This window comes from Streptococcus sp. 1559, assembly GCF_013276735.1.
In the GTDB taxonomy this organism is placed as follows: domain Bacteria; phylum Bacillota; class Bacilli; order Lactobacillales; family Streptococcaceae; genus Streptococcus; species Streptococcus pseudopneumoniae.
In genome coordinates this window covers 1-18,975 of the sequence record NZ_VMLO01000011.1, presented here as the reverse complement: position 1 = coordinate 18,975, position 18,975 = coordinate 1, and the positions used below count along the sequence as shown (strand labels likewise).

Genomic DNA, 18,975 nt, shown 5'->3' with positions numbered 1-18,975 from the left:
TCTATTAATCTAAATTTTTTGTTAAACGACGAATATGAGCCATCAAATAAACTAATTCACTAGAAGTCAGCAAATAATTGTACTCAGTTTGTATAAACATTGCCACCTGTTCACCACATTCATATTCTCTAGGATATTTATTTTTCATTAATGCTAACAAGTCTTCATCATCATCGTCACAATAAGTTGTATTTTCAACCAAGCGATGGGCAAATAATTTTATATGAGTTATGAATCTATAATAATCAATAGAATCTTGGTTAAACTCAGTACAATAGAAATCTTGAATGATTTTCTCAATTCCCATAATTATTTCAGTGATTTTATACGACTCTTGAAAATTATTTTCTAAATTAGCATTAACAAAATGTAGCGCTATGAATGCAGCTTCGTCAATTGGAAGTTCAATACCTAACTCTTTTTTTATTATTTGTAAAGCCCTTTTCCCAAGCTCAAATTCTTCTTTATAATATTTCGAGATTTCCCAGCGTAGGGGATTCGAAATAATAATCCCTTCTTTATAACGTTCTATGCTCGAAGAAATATGATCCGTTAAATTAATATAGATAATTTCATCAAAATTATTACCCAATGTTATTTTACCTAGGTTAATTATTTTTTCGGTAATGTACACCAACTCCAAAGGAACGTTAATAAACATCTCTGTAAAACGGGTCATATTATCTCTATTTTTGAGAAAAAAACTTTTCTCAATATCAATTGGATTTACTTTATCTCCAATTTTTCTTCCAAAAGCTATTCCCCTTCCAAAAAGAAGAATATCGATATCTTTTTTACTTTGCGCAATTACGGCATTGTGGTTTAGTATTCGTTTTATGATCATAAAATTTCCCTTTTAAAATAAAAGGAACCTACTTAAAAACATCAAGAAACTTCTTCTGATGTGATTAAATAGGTTCCTGCTCACTTGTATTAGTGATAACATCCTTTTATTTCAATTTTTAATGGTGACATGAAGCTTAAATAATTAATAACTCTGTAACCGTTTTTATTTTATGATATTTCAATCTATTTGTCAAGTACTTGTAGAAATTTTTTTATTTTGTGTGATTCGAATGTGAAAATGTCAACAGCCTCACTAAAGAAATGAAAATCATACATAGAAATTTTTAAAAGTTTTCTCTATCGTAAACCTGCCACTAGTTCAGAAGCTATACTAGCTGATTCCAAACGTAATATGGTCATTTCATCTACCTTCCCTAATAATGGCATTGCGCCATACCAAACAATGGTCTTGTTTACCAAAAGAATAGGCGTGACTATTTTTGATTGAGTAAAAGATACTTTAATTTTCTGGCTCTTCAACTGGTCTAGCCATGCTTTATTTGCAACCGTCTCTGGTATACATATCTCAATTTGACTAATCCTAAATTCTTTTAGAAAATTCATCAGTTTTGTCTGGTGCACATAAGGTAAAATAAGCAGACATTCCTGTCTTTCCCCTGCCAAGTCCTCTCTCAACACCTTCTCATATCTACTATCAACATAAACGAATTGTTTCTCCTCACCCTCGATGACACGATAATCCATCTTTCGATAAGCTACTTGTCGTTTCTGAAACATCTTTTCTAAATAAGGAACATGAATATCCACATAATCGAAAATCCGCACCAAAGACTTATCCTTGTAGTTTCTATGAATCCGACCTGCATACTGAATTAAATTATTTTTCCAAGAAAAGGGTGCTGCCAATATAAGCGTGTCTAGCTGAGGCAAGTCAAAACCTTCGCCAATGTATTTTCCAGTAGACAATAAAACAAACCCTTTATCTAACTGTTCTAACGTCTCCATTAAACTTGTTCTATCTCGGACTTTGGTTTTTCCGCTAATAATATAACAGTCATCAACCTCTTTCTCTTTCAATAACTTTTCAAAGACATCTATCTGTTGAATTCGATTGACTAGAACCAAGATATTCCGCCCTTCTGCCACTTGGTCTAGAATATCCTTGATAATCAACTGATTCCTCACTGAGTCAGTAGCAATCCAATCACTAAGCTGTATAAAATTACTTGCTTTGGTCTTTTCAATCTCCAAATGACCAAAAGAAGTGAATCTTAATTGCAATTGCCGTTTAAAATCCGTTTCCCTCTTATCAGCAGTATGGAGTATCTCACCAATTCTCTGAAAAACAATAGGCTCATGACCATTCTTACGCTCAGGCGTAGCCGTCAAACCGTAAAGATACTTCCCTCTAAACTGAGCAACAACTTTTTCAAACATCAAGGCAGAGACATGATGACACTCATCCACAATCATCATCTCATACTCATCCAAAAGACTTTGACTATTTTCCAACTTAAATAGAGATTGGATCATAACGACATCAACCAGTCCACTCAACCATTTCTTAGTCCCACCGTACTGCCCGACATAGCCTATTACCCTTTCACGACCTGATGGCGTATAACGGGTAGCTTCTTCCTCTTCGAAAGTCAAAAAACACTTTAGGCGATCCAGCCACTGGTCTAAGAGTTGCCTATTATGAACTAGGATAATTGTTTTTGTTTTCCGTTCAGAGATAAGAGCAGCACCTAAAACGGTCTTTCCAAAACCGGTCTCCGCATGAAGTAAACCATTTTCTTTAGAAGTCATATCTGACAGGGCTAACTCTTGCTCAAAAGTGAGTTCTCCCTTAAATTCCACTCTAATAGACCTTTGTACCTTTCTCCTATCTTCCACAGATCCCTGCTCATACTCAATGAAAATCAAAGAGCAAACTAGGAAGCTAGCCGTAGGCAGTACTTGAGTACGGCAAGGCGAAGCTGACGTGGTTTGAAGAGATTTTCGAAGAGTATTAAATTTATCTTGCAATGGATACAGCAAACCTCTTGGCAGCCATAAATAATGATCGGATTCTCCAAATAAATACATTCGCTCAGGAATTTGATAGGTTGGCTGTCGCATAGCCTGCTTTAAATAAAATTCGGGATTAGAAAATGAAGCCATATTTTTCAAGAAAAACAGCGTCTTGGGTGTCACAGACGATTTTTCAAGTTGGATCATATTGGATAAGACGACCTTCAACTCCTTATCCAATTCTTCCTTACCTAACTCCTCTTGGATTAACAGTGCCACTTTAGCAGTTGAAACCCTCTGAATTTCTTGTAGATACCTCCATTGGTCTTCATAAGGCTGAAAATGTTCATCCACAAAGACCGTTCGCCCTTGATGATAAGCTTCTCCTTGAAAAGGAAGGGCAATCAAATTACCAAATCCACCTTTAGGAAGAACATCCTGATTTGGAAACATGCGATCAAAAGAATCAAAGGACAGTTGCATACTTTCCTGCATTGCCAGTTCTAACAGTTTCTTTCCAAACAAGCGAGCCTCTCGACTCGGAATCGCTTCCTCAAAGAAGAACCAAATATGGAGTCCGTGACCCGAACGAGAAATCTCTAAATGGGCTTCCATCTGGCGTTCCCTGGCTATTCTTCGAATGGTTAAACCAGCTTCTTTCCAATCTCCTTCATCCAAATCAAGTACCAAAAAATAACAGCTATCATCTAAGTGCATAGGAAAGATACCGATAGCTGTCTCCCCACGAAAATGAGATTTCAAAACGGAATCCGTCAATGTCTGGAAACTCCGTTTTTCAGGTGACAACTGCTTCCAACCATAATCATAGGATGGAAAATACTGAATTTTCCCTTGATCATTGATAAAACTCTTAGCATAAACATCAAAACGGCCAGCAAACACGGAGGTAAACAATTGTAATTTTTCTTGCGTCGTCAAGTGACTACTTTGAAGTTGGAACATCTCCTCGAACCGAGAGCGTTCCATAACAAACTGACTCTTGTCTTTAAGACGTTTACACAAGAAAAACTCACTATCCCCATTAAAAGAAGAAAAGACATCAAGTACTTCTACCACAATTCCATCCAAAGACACAAAAACAGCCATAACAATCACCTCCTTGATTCCTATAGGCTGATTATAACAAGAATAGCTGAAATTGTACACGAAAATAAAATCCGAATAGTACTCATTTTGTATGTGGCTAATATTCCGTCTCGCTCCGGAATGTACGAGGTAAATAGAGTTTAAACGAGCAGTCTATAAAATTCAAAAAACGCATATTATCAAGTGGCCTAAAACTTTGATGATATACGTTTTCTTGTGAGAATATTTACTTCATTTTTTCCTAAAATTCAATGTTTACTCAGTATTAGGATTATGAAAAATCGAGGTCTAAATCTAGATACATTTTTTCTGAAGACAAATCATTTTGACCACCGAGCAAGAGATTTTCAAAAAAAGCTGTTAAAAACTCAGGACGTCGCTGTAAAATCTTTGCATTATCTAATACCAAGGCATCACGAAAATACTTGGCATGTTGCTGAAATGGTGTATTATCAATATCAAAACCAAACTCACGAAGATACTGAATCAAAAAGACCGTTACTGTCCGAGTGTTTCCTTCGCGAAATGGATGAATCTGCCAGATTCCTGAAATAAAATGCTGGATTTGTTTAACCACATCCGCCTGAGTTAGTGTCGCATATGCAACTTGTTTTTCCTGATTAAAATCATAATCCAAGGTCATTTGAATCATGGAGTAATCAGAGTACACAACACTTTCACCATTCAAAACAGGTTCATTCTTTGTGATATTGGTCTGACGAAATTGCCCCACCGGAATAGAGGGTTCAAATATATCTTGAAACAACTCCTTATGAATAGCAAGTAAGGTCGCAGGACTAAAGCTAAAGCCTCTTCGAGACAATAGTTCTACAATACGTAGAGAAACCAAGTCTGCCTCTTCCGTACTTGCATCAATAGTATGGTGATAAGCCGTTGCATCCTCATAAACCTGCTCGTAAGTCAGTTCACCCCGGGACTGTTTCTCAGCCAAAGATTCCATATACGCTGATGGCACTAGATTGTCAACTTTCTGCAGACCAAAACCTATCCGCCATAAGTCACGCTTAGCTTCATAAGACAAGTTTGGGTTGTCAATGTTGTAAGTTGGTTGCATAGAAATATCCTTTCAATTGTTTTTCTGTGTCATCGGTAAATGGTGAAATTGGGGTGAACTATAAAAAACATTCATAATAAGTTCTATGAAGAAGTAATAAAAGAGTTATACTCAACATCCCATGCACTCATTTGTAATGCCTTTTGGATGAATGGTTTGATTAAATGAATAATTCTAGCTTGCATACTTATCAAACTCATAGGATACACCACTCTGAACTCGTTGGTTTGTTCAAATCCCCCAACACCTGAGAAGAAACTGCAATGTTGTACTTCTCAGAGCGGTTCGAACTTAGAGGGGTTGTTGTGTAGTGAGCTGGTTTTTAATCAAAGCTATAAAATTTTAGTATTTTAATTTTAACTGACTAAATTATTATTCTCTATAAATTCTATAAATTTTTCAGGGGGATATTTAAAAGATTCAATTCCATAAAAATCTTCTAAAGCCCTAAAATTTTCAACTTTATAAGGTGACTTACCACTTATTTTTGCCTGATGTTGTCTAATTTCATTTAAATGTCTTTTACCTTTTTGTGATTTAACTACAGTAACTGTCACTATTTTTTTATAATCAGTTTTTTGCAATCCATAAAAATTTTCTAGTAGGAACAAACTCGATAATATTTTAGCTCTAACGTTAGCATATGGAATATTTTTTGAATTCTTAAACTCTATTAAATATAATTTACTATCAGCATCTACAGGAAGAAGAGGCAGAATTGTATCTACAGATTGCCATTTATCAAAGCTATGTTTTTTAAAAATAATTTCTGAAATCTTATCAAAATTATAACAAGTATATTTAGAGTTTACCAAATTATAGTTAGAATCAGAATCATATGAGCAGGTTTTAATATCGCTACGACATTCAGAAAATCTAATATTAAAATCATGTAATATAGAGAAAATTATTTTACTCACCATCAAAATCCTCCGCTAGCTCCTCAAGGCGATTTAAAGGAACATACATTTGCTCATAAATCTTATCAATCGAGTCAGTAACATCTTCAATAGAACTATTAGCAAGATAATACTTAACAGAATCATTTGTATCATTTTTTTTGCTAAATATATCAATCGCTTCAACTAAATAAGGACTATGGGAATTGATTAAGATATGTAATCCAAATTCTTTCTGAAGTAATACTATAATTTCAGCAAATTTCAATTGCCATTCTGGATGTAAATGGACTTCTGGTTCATCTAAAATGAGTGTCCCATTTTCTCTAATCACACCATTTTCTAAAAGAGATTTAATTAAATAGAACGTTTTCATACCTGAAGAATAATTGATTATATTAAGTTTTTTTTCATCTTCCTCATCTTCTGAACTATTAACAATATCAGTCTTCAATATATGATTTATTTCATTAAACACCAAATTTAATCTGTCAGTTATCTTAGCTCGTAATGTGTAAGTGTTGTTTCTTTCATCTCTAAGCTGCTCCATTAAATGAGCATTATGATCCAATTTTAAATCAATTTTATTTAAAAATTCATTTAAAAATTTAGTTGAAAATTTATTTAAAAATTTAGTTGAAAATAAATTTTCAACTATTGCAGCAGCATCATCTATGTATACTACATCTGTTTTAAAATTTATCAATTTATCTGCAGTAGCTCTATTTTTGTTAACTTCAACATTTATTTGTTCATCTTTTATTCTTAAAGAAATTAGTCCTGTCAATGGGTCGTATATATTATTTATTTGATTATGAAATTCATCAGTTAAATGAGCAGTTAAAATTTGGTTAAAGATAGATTGGTCTGACTGAGATAAAATTTCTTTTATATTTTCAGATAAAACATTTAGGTCCAAATCCTTAATATTTAATACAAAGTATTTTGAATTTCGTTTATTGAATTCATTAATTGATTCAATGATACTCTTCTTAAGGGATTCATTATTATGTTCACTATAATTTTTATCAAGAAATATCAATAAATTTTTTGAAATGATTTTTGTCAATTCTGTATAAAGGAAACTCGGAACGATTCTTCTAGCAATCCCTATTTCAGAATTATTTTTACGATTCATTTCGATATCAGAGAGATAGTCTTCTAAAAAATCATTAATTGCTTTAGTTCGATCGTTAGAAATTTTTTTTATAACATCATAATTGGCACTAAATATTGAAAATAAAGAACGACTTATTGTACTTTTTCCAGTGCCATTTTGACCTGCAATAACTGAAATTCCATTTATTTCAATTTCTGCATTCTTTACATTACCTATATTTTCTATTGTTAGTTTCATATATATTCTCCTTTCACCATGGAGGCAGTACTATCAGTTTAACACAAACTACATAAAAAAGCAGGTGTGAGGTGTAAATCATCTTCCAAGTATATCTCACTTCACACTACTTCACCAACTTCTTCATATCATCAATACGTGCAACTGTCGCGTCGTATTTGGCTTGGTAGTCGGCTTGTTTGTCGCGTTCTTTTTGGACGACTTCTGGTTTAGCATTGGCGACGAAGCGTTCGTTAGAGAGTTTCTTGCCCACCATATCTAGTTCTTTTTGCCATTTAGCCAGTTCCTTGTCGAGACGAGTCAGTTCTTCTTCGACATTGAGGAGGTCTGCCAGTGGCAAGTAGATTTCTGCTCCTGTGATGACGCTTGACATTGCGAGTTCAGGTGCAGGGATGTTTGATGCAATTTCCAAGTGTTCTGGATTTGTGAAACGTTTGATGTAGTTGACATTGCTGTTAAAGAAGGCTTCCAAGTCACTATCGCTAGTCTTAACAAGGATTGTGATTGGCTTACTTGGTGCTACGTTTACTTCCGCACGCGCATTACGAACGGCACGGATCAAGTCTTTGAGACTTTCCACACCAGTGTGAGCCGCAAGGTCTTCAAAGGCTAGATTAACAGTTGGGTATGCAGCTGTCACGATAGAGCCTTCTGAGATTTGTCCAAAGATTTCCTCTGTCACGAATGGCATGATCGGGTGAAGGAGACGAAGAATCTTATCCAAAGTATAAAGGAGAACAGAACGCGTGATGACTTTCTCTTCTTCGTTGTCACTATAAAGGACTTCCTTGGTCAACTCAACATACCAGTCCGCAAACTCATCCCAGATGAAGTTGTAGAGGATGTGTCCAGCCACACCAAACTCAAACTTGTCAAAGTTGGCAGTTGCTTTTCCGATGGTTTCATTGAGGTTGTGGAGAATCCAGCGATCTGTGACATTTCCAGCTTCCTTGTTGGCAACTTTTTCCACATTGGCAGTTGCTTGCTCAAGGGTCAAGCCTTCATTGTTCATGAGGATGTAGCGAGAGATGTTCCAAATCTTGTTAATGAAGTTCCATGAAGCATCCATTTTCTCGTATGAGAAGCGCACGTCTTGACCTGGTGCAGAACCGTTTGAAAGGAACCAACGAAGGGCATCCGCACCGTATTTCTCAATGACATCCATTGGGTCAATCCCGTTACCGAGAGATTTAGACATCTTGCGTCCTTGCTCGTCACGAATAAGACCGTGGATCAACACGTTTTGGAATGGCTGACGGCCAGTGAATTCCAAAGATTGGAAGATCATACGAGACACCCAGAAGAAGATGATGTCGTAACCTGTAACCAAGGTTGAAGTTGGGAAGTATCGTTTGAAGTCTGCTGAGTCGACATCAGGCCAGCCCATGGTTGAGAATGGCCAAAGGGCAGAACTGAACCAAGTATCCAAAACGTCTTCGTCCTGAGTCCATCCGTCTCCTTCTGGAGCTTCTTCACCGACGTACATTTCACCCTCAGCATTGTACCAAGCAGGGATTTGGTGACCCCACCAGAGCTGACGTGAGATGACCCAGTCGTGGACATTTTCCATCCATTGGAGGAAGGTATCGTTGAAACGAGGTGGGTAGAATTCTACCTTATCATCTGTGTCTTGGTTGGCAATGGCATTTTTGGCCAATTGGTCCATCTTAACGAACCATTGCGTAGATAAGCGTGGCTCCACCACTACACCTGTACGCTCTGAGTGACCAACACTGTGGACACGTTTTTCGATTTTAACGAGGGCACCGATTTCTTCCAACTTAGCCACGACTGCCTTACGAGCTTCAAAACGGTCCATGCCTGCAAATTCGAAGGCAAGCTCATTCATAGTTCCGTCGTCGTTCATAACATTGACTTGTGGCAAGTTGTGTCGTTGACCAACCAAGAAGTCGTTTGGATCGTGGGCAGGCGTGATTTTAACAACACCAGTACCAAACTCGGGATCGGCATGTTCGTCTGCAACGATTGGGATTAGTTTATTAGCGATTGGAAGGATGACGTTTTTACCAATCAAGTCCTTGTAGCGTGGGTCTTCTGGATTGACCGCAACCGCAACGTCCCCAAACATGGTCTCAGGACGAGTGGTCGCAACTTCAAGGGCGCGAGATCCGTCTTCCAGCATGTAGTTCATGTGGTAGAAGGCACCTTCGACATCCTTGTGGATAACTTCAATATCAGAAAGGGCTGTGCGTGCAGCTGGGTCCCAGTTGATGATGAATTCACCACGATAGATCCACCCTTTCTTGTAAAGGTCCACAAAGACCTTACGAACAGCTTTTGACAAACCTTCGTCAAGAGTGAAACGCTCACGAGAGTAGTCTACAGAGAGCCCCATCTTACCCCATTGTTCCTTGATAGTAGTGGCATATTCGTCTTTCCATTCCCAGACTTTCGTCAAGAAAGACTCACGACCCAAGTCATAGCGGGAAATACCCTCGCCACGCAAGCGCTCCTCAACCTTAGCCTGAGTGGCAATCCCCGCGTGGTCCATCCCTGGAAGCCAAAGGGTATCAAAACCTTGCATGCGTTTTTGACGGATGATGATATCTTGCAAAGTCGTATCCCAAGCGTGACCAAGGTGAAGCTTCCCAGTTACATTTGGTGGTGGAATCACGATTGAATAAGGCTTAGCCTTTTGGTCTCCTGAAGGCTTGAAAACATCGGCATCAAGCCATTTTTGGTAACGACCAGCCTCAACCTCGGCTGGATTGTATTTAGGTGAAAGTTCTTTAGACATGTGTTTGTCCTTTCTAGTTAATATCTTTAAATAAAATTAGTATGTAGAAGATATGCCTTGATTCAGCACATCTGATTTTTTCAGTATCTTCTATTAGTAAAAAAGAAACTGTATAAAAATTTTACATTAACTTTCTCTCATTATCTTCAGAATATGTTTATCAAAGTCCGATATAATTTTTTGAGTTCGGTTAAATTTTTCATACTCTTGGATGGCTTTTGAGTCTGCTTGTTTCTTGGAAATGCTTCCTTTTCCTTCTAAGATTTCATATTCATTAAAGGATAGAAAGCGATCAATACTATCTGCCAATCCTCGCATTGTAAACGTATTACGGCGCTCAACTAAACCCTCGATATAATCAAAATAGGCTGTAACAGTTCGCTCTAGTTGTCGAATTTCTTTTTCTTGCAAATAATTTTTGGCTACCGTTACATCTGATTTGAGCACTCGTCCATCAGGTGCATGTTTCCAAGTAGTTAATCCCATTTTTTCTTTACTAGCATCAGCTTGCTGATAGATAATTTCTGCAGCCGTACTTCCAGTAATTGCATAATGAAATTTATTTTGCACCATAGCATAGAAGTTTTTAGTAATATCCGAGTTTCGATCATAATCTATGGCACATTCGGCAAAGATATCCGTAATTTGTTGATAGATTCGGCGCTCGCTAGAACGAATAGAGCGAATTCGTTCTAAAAGTTCACGGAAATAATCTTGTCCGAAAACTGTCTGTCCTTGTTTCAAGCGTTCATCATTCAAAACAAAACCTTTGATGATAAATTCTTTCAAGGTCTTGGTTGCCCAAATTCTAAATTGAGTAGCCTTGCTGGAATTTACGCGATAGCCAACTGAAATGATAGCATCCAGATTGTAATATTCAAGTTCACGTCGGACAGTTCTATTTCCCTCTTGTTGAACCTGTGCAAATTTTGCACAAGTTGACACCTTATCCAACTCACCACTATCATAAATGTTTTTTAAGTGCTTTGTAATGACACTTCGTTCAACTCCAAAGAGCTCTGCAAGACCTTTTTGAGTCAACCAAAGATTTTCATCTTGTAAAAGGATATCTAGCTGAACGTCGCCATTTGGTGTAGTATACAGGATGAAATTAGAAATTTCATTCAAGACAATTTCACCTCCCCCCTTCCATAAACAATTACTTCTCTTTCTTAAACTTTATGCCGTTTTCTTTCAGCTTTTTAACGGTTACGGGACCAATTCCCTTCAAAGCGAGAACTTCTTTTTCAGTCCATTTTTTGAAATCTGAAGACGTACGAATCCCATTTTCAACAAAGATGTGAACAAAATCCATCCGAATTCCCTTCATTTTTTCCTCGCTCATAAAGGAGTACCAGTCGTTTACCTTGGATAAACTTCTTATCATACTGGAATGATTCGAAAATACTGGTTTACGACGGAACTTCTTGGATTCGTTTGTTAAAAATTTCGTTAAAATAATATTTTCTAGTAAATAATCAAACAGAGGATACAAACTAGCTTGTAGCGATTCAACTGAATTTGAACAATAGCATTCTTGGTCTTCTATATCTATAACTTTGAATTGCCAATCTTCCTCTATAAAGAATTCAACAGCTTCATCATTTATTTCCACTAATTTTGCAAATAGCTGACTTGCTTCTTCAATTTTTCCTTGAGAAAAAGCAGAGATGATGGCATGAATAAGAATGGTATCATCCCGTTTCCCTTTATTCAATTCTTCACGATAGAAACGCTCAACCTTTAGCTCCTGACCGGTGATATGATACAAGGAAAGCATACAGAAGACAAAATTAGGAGGAAACCGTTCTGGTCGCTTACTCAAATATAGGTCAATCAATTCTATAGCCTTAGAATTGAAGTTCTCCATCATATAATACTCAATCAGAAACATCAGAGCAGACAGGATAGAGCGTGCTTCAAAATAATTCCAACTATTGTATCCATTCACTTTCCATTTTTCTAAAACTAGAATTTCAAAATCCAATACTTTTTTAAAAGTTGACAAATCAAAATCTTCAACTTCTGATAAGAATAAATGAAAATCAGCAGCAAAATAATCTGGATTTATTTTTAAAACTTGCTTTAACAATTTATTTCGCTTCTGTGTATTCGGAGTATGCATAGCTTCTCTAAATAAAGCATGATCCTGATTCCAATCAAAAGTCCTATTTTTCAGTTGGTAATTGATTAGCTGAACATCTGGATACTCTCCGTGTTCATCAGCATATTGCATCACTGCTGTATGTAGTTCATCGAAATTTTGAATGGTACGACGTTCTACAAAAGTTGGATTTTTGACCATGATTTCTGTCCAAGCAGCCTCTTCTTCAGAAATAACTTTGATATCCAACTTTTGCTGGCGTTTTAATTCTTTTTTTCTATTTTTCTTTTTAGGCATCTATTTTCCCCTTTAATTCATCCTGCAATAGATTCGACTCAACTGACTTAGATATCCTTCGGGACTCAGCTACAGGCTTGAACGGGAAATCTAAGCTTCTTTGTGATTCGTTTACTTTGAAGGTTGTACCCCAGGTGTGATTAAGGTAGAGTTTTCTAGTTACGTTTGGTGGTGGTAATCACAATTGAATAAGGCTTAGCCTTTTGATCTCCTAACGGCTTGAAACCATCCGTATCAAGGCATTTTTGGTAACGACCAGCCTCAACCTCGGCTGGATTGTATTTAGGTGAAAGTTCTTTAGACATTATTTTTTCTCCTTTTATGAATATTTATTTTATATCTACGATTTATTAATATACTATGCATATTGTCACGATACACGTAATATCCATTATAGGTGTTTAAATAGAAATATTGTAATAACCAAATTATAATCTTCCCAATAACTAATGATAATATGAAACAAACGAAAATAATTATAGTTGAGGCAAATAATTCAGACATCCAATCAGCTTCGGGAGTTATAAATTCGACCAATTTCTTCTTAATCTTTAAACCCCAAATAATTTCGGTTAACTTTGGAATAATACTCAACATTAATAGAGTAAGAAAACCATATAGTTGAGTTCGATAGAGGTGTCTATCCATTTTCTCAGTTCTTATTGGTTTTTTCTTATGTTTTTTTGTATCGAATTGAGAATTTATTTCTCCAATTAGACTAGGAATTAAAATTGGCAAAAACCATGTTAAAGCATTTATTAATTCATTTTCAACTTGATTAAATACTGCTAACAGTAATATACAGATTGAACCAATTAACCATGATGCTATTACTTCTTTGGTATCTTTTGCACCATGTCTAATTAGATTATAAATCATCCACCAGCATATTAAATAAAGTGCAATAAGTGAACTGAACATAAGAATGTCAGTTATTAAATCAGAATGAAAATCAATAACATTAGAAATAAAGTAATAAATATAGATATAATACCATAAAAACGAAATAATAAGCATCGTGGCATATACATTCCACAGTGTCTTTCCCTTTACGATATCTATTTTATTAACTTTTTGAAATATCTTGATTGATCCTACAGTTTTTATAACAGATAATACAAATGGTAATATTAAAAGTATTACAATGATAATCCAGTTATTTATGTGATTTTTACTTATGCCATAATTAATAAAAAAATATTGAGATAAGTTGATTAAAGTTGATTCAACTAGATTTAGGTTATAAAGAATGTAAGTCAAGATTCCGCAAAATATTCCATCCCATGCGTTCATAAAAGCTAAAGATTTAGTACTTTTAGTAAGAAAAACTCTAAACTTATTAAATCGATTTTTATAGTTAAACACATATATTAGTATCAAGGCAAATTGTAAAATTATAACTAATTTAAAATCGGTAAGACAGAATACAATTAGAGATATTATTGGAAAATACGTTAGCGCATACATAAGTATTTTCCAAGTTTGAGCAAAAAGATTCTTCAATCTATTGTCAGTATTAAAATAATACATTAATTTCAATCTTTGCCTCCTAAATCTAATCTAAAGGTTGGTAAATCAAAATCTTCAACCTCTGATAAGAATGGGTGAAAATCAGCAGCAAAATAATCTGGATTGATCTTTAAAACTTGTTTTAACAGTTCATTTCGCTTCTGTGTATTTGGAGTATGCATAGCTTCTCTAAATAAAGCATGATCCTGATTCTAATCAAAAATCCTATTTTTCAGTTGGTAATTGATTAGCTGAACATCTGGATACTCTCCATGTTCATCAGCATATTGCATCACTGTTGTATGTAGTTCATCGAAATTTTGAATGGTCCGACGTTCTACAAAAGTTGGTTTTTTAGCCAGTAGTTCTGTCCAGACAACCTCTTCTTCAGAAACGACTTTGATATCCAACTTTTGCTGGCGGTTTAATTCTTTTTTCTATTTTTCTTTTTAGCCATCTATTTTCTCCTCTAACTCATTCTTCAATAAATCAAACTCTACCTCTGCTGTATTGGATATTCTTACGACCTCGGATACAGGCTTAAATGGGAAATCCCAGTTTCTTTGTGATTCGTTTACTTTGAAGGGTGTACTCCAAGCGCGATTAAGGTAGAGTTTTCCAGTTACATTTGGTGGTAGGAATCACGAACGAAAAAGATTGAGACTTTTGAACTTCTTGAGTCTTGAGAACGTCTTCATGAAGTTGTTTAGATATGTGTGTGTCCTTTCTCTATTGTATTCATTTTATTTTGAATTTGCTTAGCAGCTTCTTCTGCAGACAAATTCGTATTATTTATTTTAAAGTAGTGGTGCAACTCATTCGGTTGATATTGGGAATTTAATTGAAGTGTTTCAGCGGTCTCTAAAATTTCTCTTTCAGATACCTCAATATGCCGTTTTAAGGGTTTGTGCTTTAATCGATTCTCCGTTCGATTTCGACGTATGCACTCTTCAAGACTTGTTTCCAACTCAACAAAAAGAATCTCTTGATGATAATCATCCAACAAATTCTGAATTTGCTTTAAATACATCAGCTGATACTGATTTGAAAAATCAATTACATCTGTTAAAATTACTGATCGCTGATTTCTTGCACTTGCTCCAAGGAATGAAAAAGTGATTCCACGAACAAATTCCCACATTTCCTCTGTATAGTCCTGATAGATTTCTAGTGCAAAATCAATGGCTTGATGGTTATAAAATAGGGTAGCATCCGTCAGTCGAGATAATTCTTGACCAATGGTCATTTTTCCTGATGCTGGAGCACCAATGATGAAAAGATGCATCAAATCACCTCCCACTCGCTCTTCAGCAAGCCATATATCAGACTGTCACAGCGGTTTCCTTGAACATCCTTTCGGTCTCTTATGCGAGCTTCGAGGGTAAAGCCAAGCTTTTCCGCGACTCGTTTACTTTGAAGGTTATATCCAAAGCAAGTTAGTTCAATCTTGTGAAGACCCAAATCTTTAAAGGCTAAGTCAATCAAGGCAAGCGCTGCTTCTGGCACATAACCTCGCCCCCAATAGTCTGGGTGTAAGGTATAACCGATTTCCAGCACATCATCTTCATGGCGATGGTTGAAATCGACAGAGCCAACGATCTTATCCGTTCCTTTGACGACAATCCCGTAGCCTGCTGGGAGATTTTCCTTTTGATTACGCTCCGGAAGAATGTGCTCCAGATAATAAATCTCATCTTCCAAGGTCTTGACTGGAGGAAAACCTGCTGGATAGGCGACCTCTGGCAAACTAGCGTAGGTATGGATATCCTCAGCATCTGCCACTGTACGAACTCGTAGGACGAGTCGTTCGGTTTCTAATCGTTCTGGTAATTCAGCTCTTGACATCCTTCATCCTCGCTTTCTTAATGAAGCTCCCCATAGGGTCTACTCGGTCATCTAAATAGCGATAAACGCGCTGGTGGCCATCCCCATAAAGTAAGTAGGTGCAAAACGGTCATTTCTAAAATGTCCCTTTTCATCCAAAAGTTCTGGGTCAACAAATCGCTCAACAATCTTAGCGAAAATATGACAAATTCCCTCTTCCTCATCAATCCTATCTACCTGACATTCTAACACGACTGGACAAACCTCTAAAATCGGTGCCTGAGTCCGTTCAGAAATCTCGTAGTCTAGCCCCAGGTGTTTCAATTTCTCTCTATGACTGATAAAACCAGCCTGCTCCATCTCGAGCATGAGATTTTCATCAGGAATATTCACAGTAAACTTCTGGTAATGCTTGATTTGCTCAGCCGCATTTTCCTCAGCTCCGACACCAATGGCTAGCCAATCTCCCAAGCTATAAGAGGAGCTACAGGTCGTAATATTGTGTCCAAAATTCTGATCCTGATACCCCAAAATGAAGATAGGAAAACCATAATAGAGTTTACTTGTTTTAAAAGATTGCTTCATAACAAGCTCCTTTGACTAAGACGCAAAAGAAAATCCCTGCCATCTACATGACAGGGACGAATGTGTTTATCCGCGGTACCACCCAATTTCGGGCCAAGCCCGCATCTTTAGTCTTTAAAATAAAAAGACAGAAATATTTCATTTTTTCAGTCATTAGCAACCAGTTTTGACACATTTGTGGACTTCTCAGCGCCGCCACTTTCTGTAAAATGTGGGATTCAAAACACCTCTAATGGCTCTATTGTAGCAAGTTTTTCTCGGAAATGCAAGACTAAAGAAAAATTACTTGAACTTGATGCTATTTTCTTTCAATTTCTTGATGGTAGCTGGGCCGATTCCTTTCAAGGCAAGGAGTTCTTTTTCAGTCCAGTTTTTGAAATCTGAAGCAGACTTGATTCCTTCATCATAGAAAGTCTTGGCACGATCAAGTGGAAGTCCACCCAAATTTGCTGCAAAATCTTCTACAGAATTAACTACTTTTTGAGCTTGCTCTTTGGTAGCTTCTACTGCTTGTTCAACTTTTTTAGAAACAGCCTTACCAGCTGCGCTTGCTGACTGTTCTGCACGCTTCACGACTTTTTTTGTCTCATCTACAACCTTAGTCACAGTACTTGAAAAGGCACCTGCGCGACGGAGGCCATTTCGCAATTGTTTTTTACGATTGAGTTTCTTTGACATGATAAAATCCTTTCAATAAAAAATCCCTGCTCTGACAAGGATTTAACATAAACATTCTATCAAGATTTTAGTGAAAAATCAAGAATCTTTCTCGTTTAATAATTTCGCTCACCAAACAAGCCTTCTGGCAAATCATGGAATCCCTTGCCTACTTTGAAGTTTTCAAACTTACCAAGCAAGAACAGATAAGCATCCAAGCGACTCTCGTAGCGAATCATGGCATCTTTGGCACGCTCGTCCTGGTCTTCTTCGTAAACTTTTTGGCTTTCCTTGTGCGCCATGTCGTTAATCATGATTTGGGTATTGACCCAAGCTTCAAATTCCTTCATAAATTCTTGTTCGTAACTCATTTTTTCTCCTTATTCTAATCCACGGAAATAGTCCGTATCAATCTCACGGTAGGGATGGATATCCTGAACGTATTCCAGTACACCTTGGAATTCTCCGTTTTCATCGTGTACTGCAGCATAGGTGATGTGGACAAACTTACCTCGCGACTCAGACTTGAACCACATTTCATACTTGTCCTTGGTCCCCTCACGAAGTCCCTTCATGATAGCCTTGACCTTGTCCAAATACTTAGGCGGATGACAGAGTTCGACATTGCGCCCGACTTGGGACGGCGTTCGTTTGAAAATCATCTCATCAGCTGGCGTATTGTCATTGTAATACTGGAAAATATCGTCTTTATTGACAAAGGTAATTTCCATGGGGAGGTGATTGAGGATGAGATTAGCCTGCTCGACTGAAAGATAGCCATTACCAAAAGACTGCTGACTATGGCGGTCCAGCACTGCTTCCTTTTCCTTAGGGGTAAAGGTAATGGTAAACTGTCCTTCTGGCGTATCAATAACCTGCTGAACTTGACCCTCTGCCGTATCTAGCTGTACAGGCTCCTCTTCACTCTTTTCCTCAACAAAACTCTGGCGTTCTGGCACCCATTTCTCAGACGGACGGATAATAGCATAGCCATAGGCATCGCTCTCCTCCGCAATCTGAAGCCAGTCATCCTGAGTAAAGGACTCAAGGAGAATCATGAGAAGGATAGATTCTTCCTTGAAAATCATACTTTCAAACTCTGTCGCAAAAGCTTCAAAAGCTTCTTTTACGCTGCTAATTGACACTTCTGGTAGTGACTTGGCTGTCGCTAAAGCTGTTTGAAAGAGTTCCCTGATCTGATCATCCACTCCCCACATAACTTTTGGAGGTGAATCGTGTCCATAGCGCTCCATGATGGGGAAGAAGAGCTCTTCCTTACGTTGGTAATGGATGTCAAATTGCCCCAAAAGACCCATCTGACGCACCAAGCCCTTGCGCATCTCCGCCAGCATTTCTTCATCTTCCATAGACTCATAGGTATCCAACAATCTCCGAATACGAATCAAGGCCGCACGGAGGGCTAGATTTTCTTCTTTGAAAATCCGAACTGGGTGACCTGGGTGCTCGGTATCTGCAACTTCGACATCCTTAACAGCATTTTTAAAAAGATTGGCATGAACATCACAGAGTTCCATGACATCTTCAAAGGTGACACCTGAGTCTGAGTTCATCAGCTCGTGCTCCATAAGGGAAATCTCGATGGCTGAAACACCTGTAAAGGTCGCATCAAAGCGCTCCTGAACCGACTCAGGAGAGGAGCCATTATGCAATTCTAACAAAATATCCCGCAGGACATGAATTCGTTCATCTGCCATTAGTCTAACCCAATCACTTCGTAACCGTTTGCTTCCAGCGTGCGGACAATCTTGTCCATAGGAGTTCCTTCAAGCTTAGAACCTTGTTTGAGCGATACTTTACGACCAACTGTGTTGCGCATTAAGGGATTGGCAAGGGGTTTAAAACCCAACTCCACTAGAATTTCCAAGACTTCTGGATGCTTGTCCACCACTTCTGCAACGGGAATTGACACATCGATGATATTGTCCATGACGACCTCCTTTGTATGTTCTAATACTCAATGAA

17 protein-coding genes and 2 pseudogenes are annotated in these 18,975 nt (G+C 37.2%); all 19 read right to left on the bottom strand.

Annotated elements, in window-relative coordinates; translation table 11 throughout:
* Window positions 1–4: 4 nt before the first annotated feature.
* On the bottom strand, window positions 5–844 hold the full coding sequence (gene licT / locus HT688_RS02685) for a BglG family transcription antiterminator LicT (protein WP_000584530.1): 840 nt from the start codon (window positions 842–844) through the stop codon (window positions 5–7).
* Between the two features lie 299 nt (window positions 845–1,143).
* Complete coding sequence (locus HT688_RS11645) at window positions 1,144–3,927, bottom strand: TOTE conflict system archaeo-eukaryotic primase domain-containing protein (RefSeq protein ID WP_054392953.1); 2,784 nt, start codon at window positions 3,925–3,927, stop codon at window positions 1,144–1,146.
* Between the two features lie 271 nt (window positions 3,928–4,198).
* Entirely contained in the window at window positions 4,199–5,002 is an 804-nt protein-coding gene (locus tag HT688_RS02670; RefSeq protein ID WP_023936623.1) for a Fic/DOC family protein, read from the bottom strand.
* 356 nt (window positions 5,003–5,358) lie between these two features.
* The gene (locus HT688_RS02665) at window positions 5,359–5,925 is read right to left on the bottom strand and encodes a hypothetical protein (RefSeq protein ID WP_000253751.1); all 567 of its coding nucleotides are present in this window, start codon (window positions 5,923–5,925) and stop codon (window positions 5,359–5,361) included.
* Complete coding sequence (locus HT688_RS02660; RefSeq protein ID WP_000778677.1) at window positions 5,915–7,258, bottom strand: AAA family ATPase; 1,344 nt, start codon at window positions 7,256–7,258, stop codon at window positions 5,915–5,917. The genes HT688_RS02665 and HT688_RS02660 overlap by 11 nt, the downstream gene beginning before the upstream one ends.
* Window positions 7,259–7,364: 106 nt before the next feature.
* On the bottom strand, window positions 7,365–10,016 hold the full coding sequence (locus HT688_RS02655) for a valine--tRNA ligase (protein WP_166731068.1): 2,652 nt from the start codon (window positions 10,014–10,016) through the stop codon (window positions 7,365–7,367).
* 126 nt (window positions 10,017–10,142) lie between these two features.
* Window positions 10,143–11,144 carry a virulence RhuM family protein gene (locus tag HT688_RS02650; RefSeq protein WP_001002884.1) on the bottom strand — a complete coding sequence of 334 codons (1,002 nt, stop codon included), beginning with the start codon at window positions 11,142–11,144 and terminating at the stop codon, window positions 10,143–10,145.
* Window positions 11,145–11,175: 31 nt separating this feature from the next.
* The gene (locus HT688_RS02645; protein WP_172922321.1) at window positions 11,176–12,417 is read right to left on the bottom strand and encodes a helix-hairpin-helix domain-containing protein; all 1,242 of its coding nucleotides are present in this window, start codon (window positions 12,415–12,417) and stop codon (window positions 11,176–11,178) included.
* A 115-nt stretch (window positions 12,418–12,532) separates the two neighbouring features.
* Window positions 12,533–12,722 (bottom strand): annotated as a pseudogene (locus HT688_RS02640) (hypothetical protein); the annotation flags it as partial.
* The gene (locus tag HT688_RS02635) at window positions 12,715–13,947 is read right to left on the bottom strand and encodes a beta-carotene 15,15'-monooxygenase (protein WP_119947207.1); all 1,233 of its coding nucleotides are present in this window, start codon (window positions 13,945–13,947) and stop codon (window positions 12,715–12,717) included. The gene HT688_RS02635 and the pseudogene HT688_RS02640, both read right to left, overlap by 8 nt.
* Before the next feature lie 5 nt (window positions 13,948–13,952).
* Window positions 13,953–14,108: a hypothetical protein gene (locus HT688_RS02630; RefSeq protein ID WP_004237269.1), complete on the bottom strand. Its 156-nt coding sequence runs from the start codon at window positions 14,106–14,108 to the stop codon at window positions 13,953–13,955.
* A gap of 30 nt (window positions 14,109–14,138) precedes the next feature.
* The gene (locus HT688_RS02625) at window positions 14,139–14,336 is read right to left on the bottom strand and encodes a hypothetical protein (RefSeq protein ID WP_007284866.1); all 198 of its coding nucleotides are present in this window, start codon (window positions 14,334–14,336) and stop codon (window positions 14,139–14,141) included.
* A 296-nt stretch (window positions 14,337–14,632) separates the two neighbouring features.
* Entirely contained in the window at window positions 14,633–15,211 is a 579-nt protein-coding gene (locus HT688_RS02620) for an ATP-binding protein (protein WP_031222973.1), read from the bottom strand.
* A complete protein-coding gene (locus HT688_RS02615) occupies window positions 15,211–15,771 on the bottom strand; it encodes a GNAT family N-acetyltransferase (RefSeq protein WP_023933266.1) in 561 nt (186 codons plus the stop codon). Before HT688_RS02615 ends, HT688_RS02620 begins: the two co-directional genes overlap by 1 nt.
* A pseudogene (locus HT688_RS02610) lies at window positions 15,758–16,335 on the bottom strand (flavin reductase family protein). The gene HT688_RS02615 and the pseudogene HT688_RS02610 overlap by 14 nt, the downstream one beginning before the upstream one ends.
* A 282-nt stretch (window positions 16,336–16,617) precedes the next feature.
* The gene (locus tag HT688_RS02605; protein WP_138703250.1) at window positions 16,618–17,013 is read right to left on the bottom strand and encodes a helix-hairpin-helix domain-containing protein; all 396 of its coding nucleotides are present in this window, start codon (window positions 17,011–17,013) and stop codon (window positions 16,618–16,620) included.
* A 95-nt stretch (window positions 17,014–17,108) separates the two neighbouring features.
* Window positions 17,109–17,363, bottom strand: a complete 255-nt coding sequence (locus tag HT688_RS02600; RefSeq protein WP_023933271.1) for a DUF1912 family protein — start codon at window positions 17,361–17,363, stop codon at window positions 17,109–17,111.
* Window positions 17,364–17,372: 9 nt separating this feature from the next.
* Window positions 17,373–18,707, bottom strand: a complete 1,335-nt coding sequence (locus tag HT688_RS02595) for a DUF438 domain-containing protein (protein ID WP_050971556.1) — start codon at window positions 18,705–18,707, stop codon at window positions 17,373–17,375.
* Window positions 18,707–18,940: a DUF1858 domain-containing protein gene (locus HT688_RS02590; protein WP_000368739.1), complete on the bottom strand. Its 234-nt coding sequence runs from the start codon at window positions 18,938–18,940 to the stop codon at window positions 18,707–18,709. Before HT688_RS02590 ends, HT688_RS02595 begins: the two co-directional genes overlap by 1 nt.
* Window positions 18,941–18,975 lie beyond the last annotated feature (35 nt).

Coding starts and splice junctions, on each gene's coding strand:
- HT688_RS02595 (WP_050971556.1), bottom strand. CDS start 18,707: ATGGCAGATGAACGAATTCATGTCCTGCGGGATATTTTGTTAGAATTG.
- HT688_RS02660 (WP_000778677.1), bottom strand. CDS start 7,258: ATGAAACTAACAATAGAAAATATAGGTAATGTAAAGAATGCAGAAATT.
- HT688_RS02590 (WP_000368739.1), bottom strand. CDS start 18,940: ATGGACAATATCATCGATGTGTCAATTCCCGTTGCAGAAGTGGTGGAC.
- HT688_RS02600 (WP_023933271.1), bottom strand. CDS start 17,363: ATGAGTTACGAACAAGAATTTATGAAGGAATTTGAAGCTTGGGTCAAT.
- HT688_RS02605 (WP_138703250.1), bottom strand. CDS start 17,013: ATGTCAAAGAAACTCAATCGTAAAAAACAATTGCGAAATGGCCTCCGT.
- HT688_RS02620 (WP_031222973.1), bottom strand. CDS start 15,211: ATGCATCTTTTCATCATTGGTGCTCCAGCATCAGGAAAAATGACCATT.
- HT688_RS02670 (WP_023936623.1), bottom strand. CDS start 5,002: ATGCAACCAACTTACAACATTGACAACCCAAACTTGTCTTATGAAGCT.
- HT688_RS11645 (WP_054392953.1), bottom strand. CDS start 3,927: ATGGCTGTTTTTGTGTCTTTGGATGGAATTGTGGTAGAAGTACTTGAT.
- HT688_RS02615 (WP_023933266.1), bottom strand. CDS start 15,771: ATGTCAAGAGCTGAATTACCAGAACGATTAGAAACCGAACGACTCGTC.
- HT688_RS02665 (WP_000253751.1), bottom strand. CDS start 5,925: ATGGTGAGTAAAATAATTTTCTCTATATTACATGATTTTAATATTAGA.
- HT688_RS02635 (WP_119947207.1), bottom strand. CDS start 13,947: ATGTATTATTTTAATACTGACAATAGATTGAAGAATCTTTTTGCTCAA.
- licT (WP_000584530.1), bottom strand. CDS start 844: ATGATCATAAAACGAATACTAAACCACAATGCCGTAATTGCGCAAAGT.
- HT688_RS02645 (WP_172922321.1), bottom strand. CDS start 12,417: ATGCCTAAAAAGAAAAATAGAAAAAAAGAATTAAAACGCCAGCAAAAG.
- HT688_RS02655 (WP_166731068.1), bottom strand. CDS start 10,016: ATGTCTAAAGAACTTTCACCTAAATACAATCCAGCCGAGGTTGAGGCT.
- HT688_RS02630 (WP_004237269.1), bottom strand. CDS start 14,108: ATGCATACTCCAAATACACAGAAGCGAAATGAACTGTTAAAACAAGTT.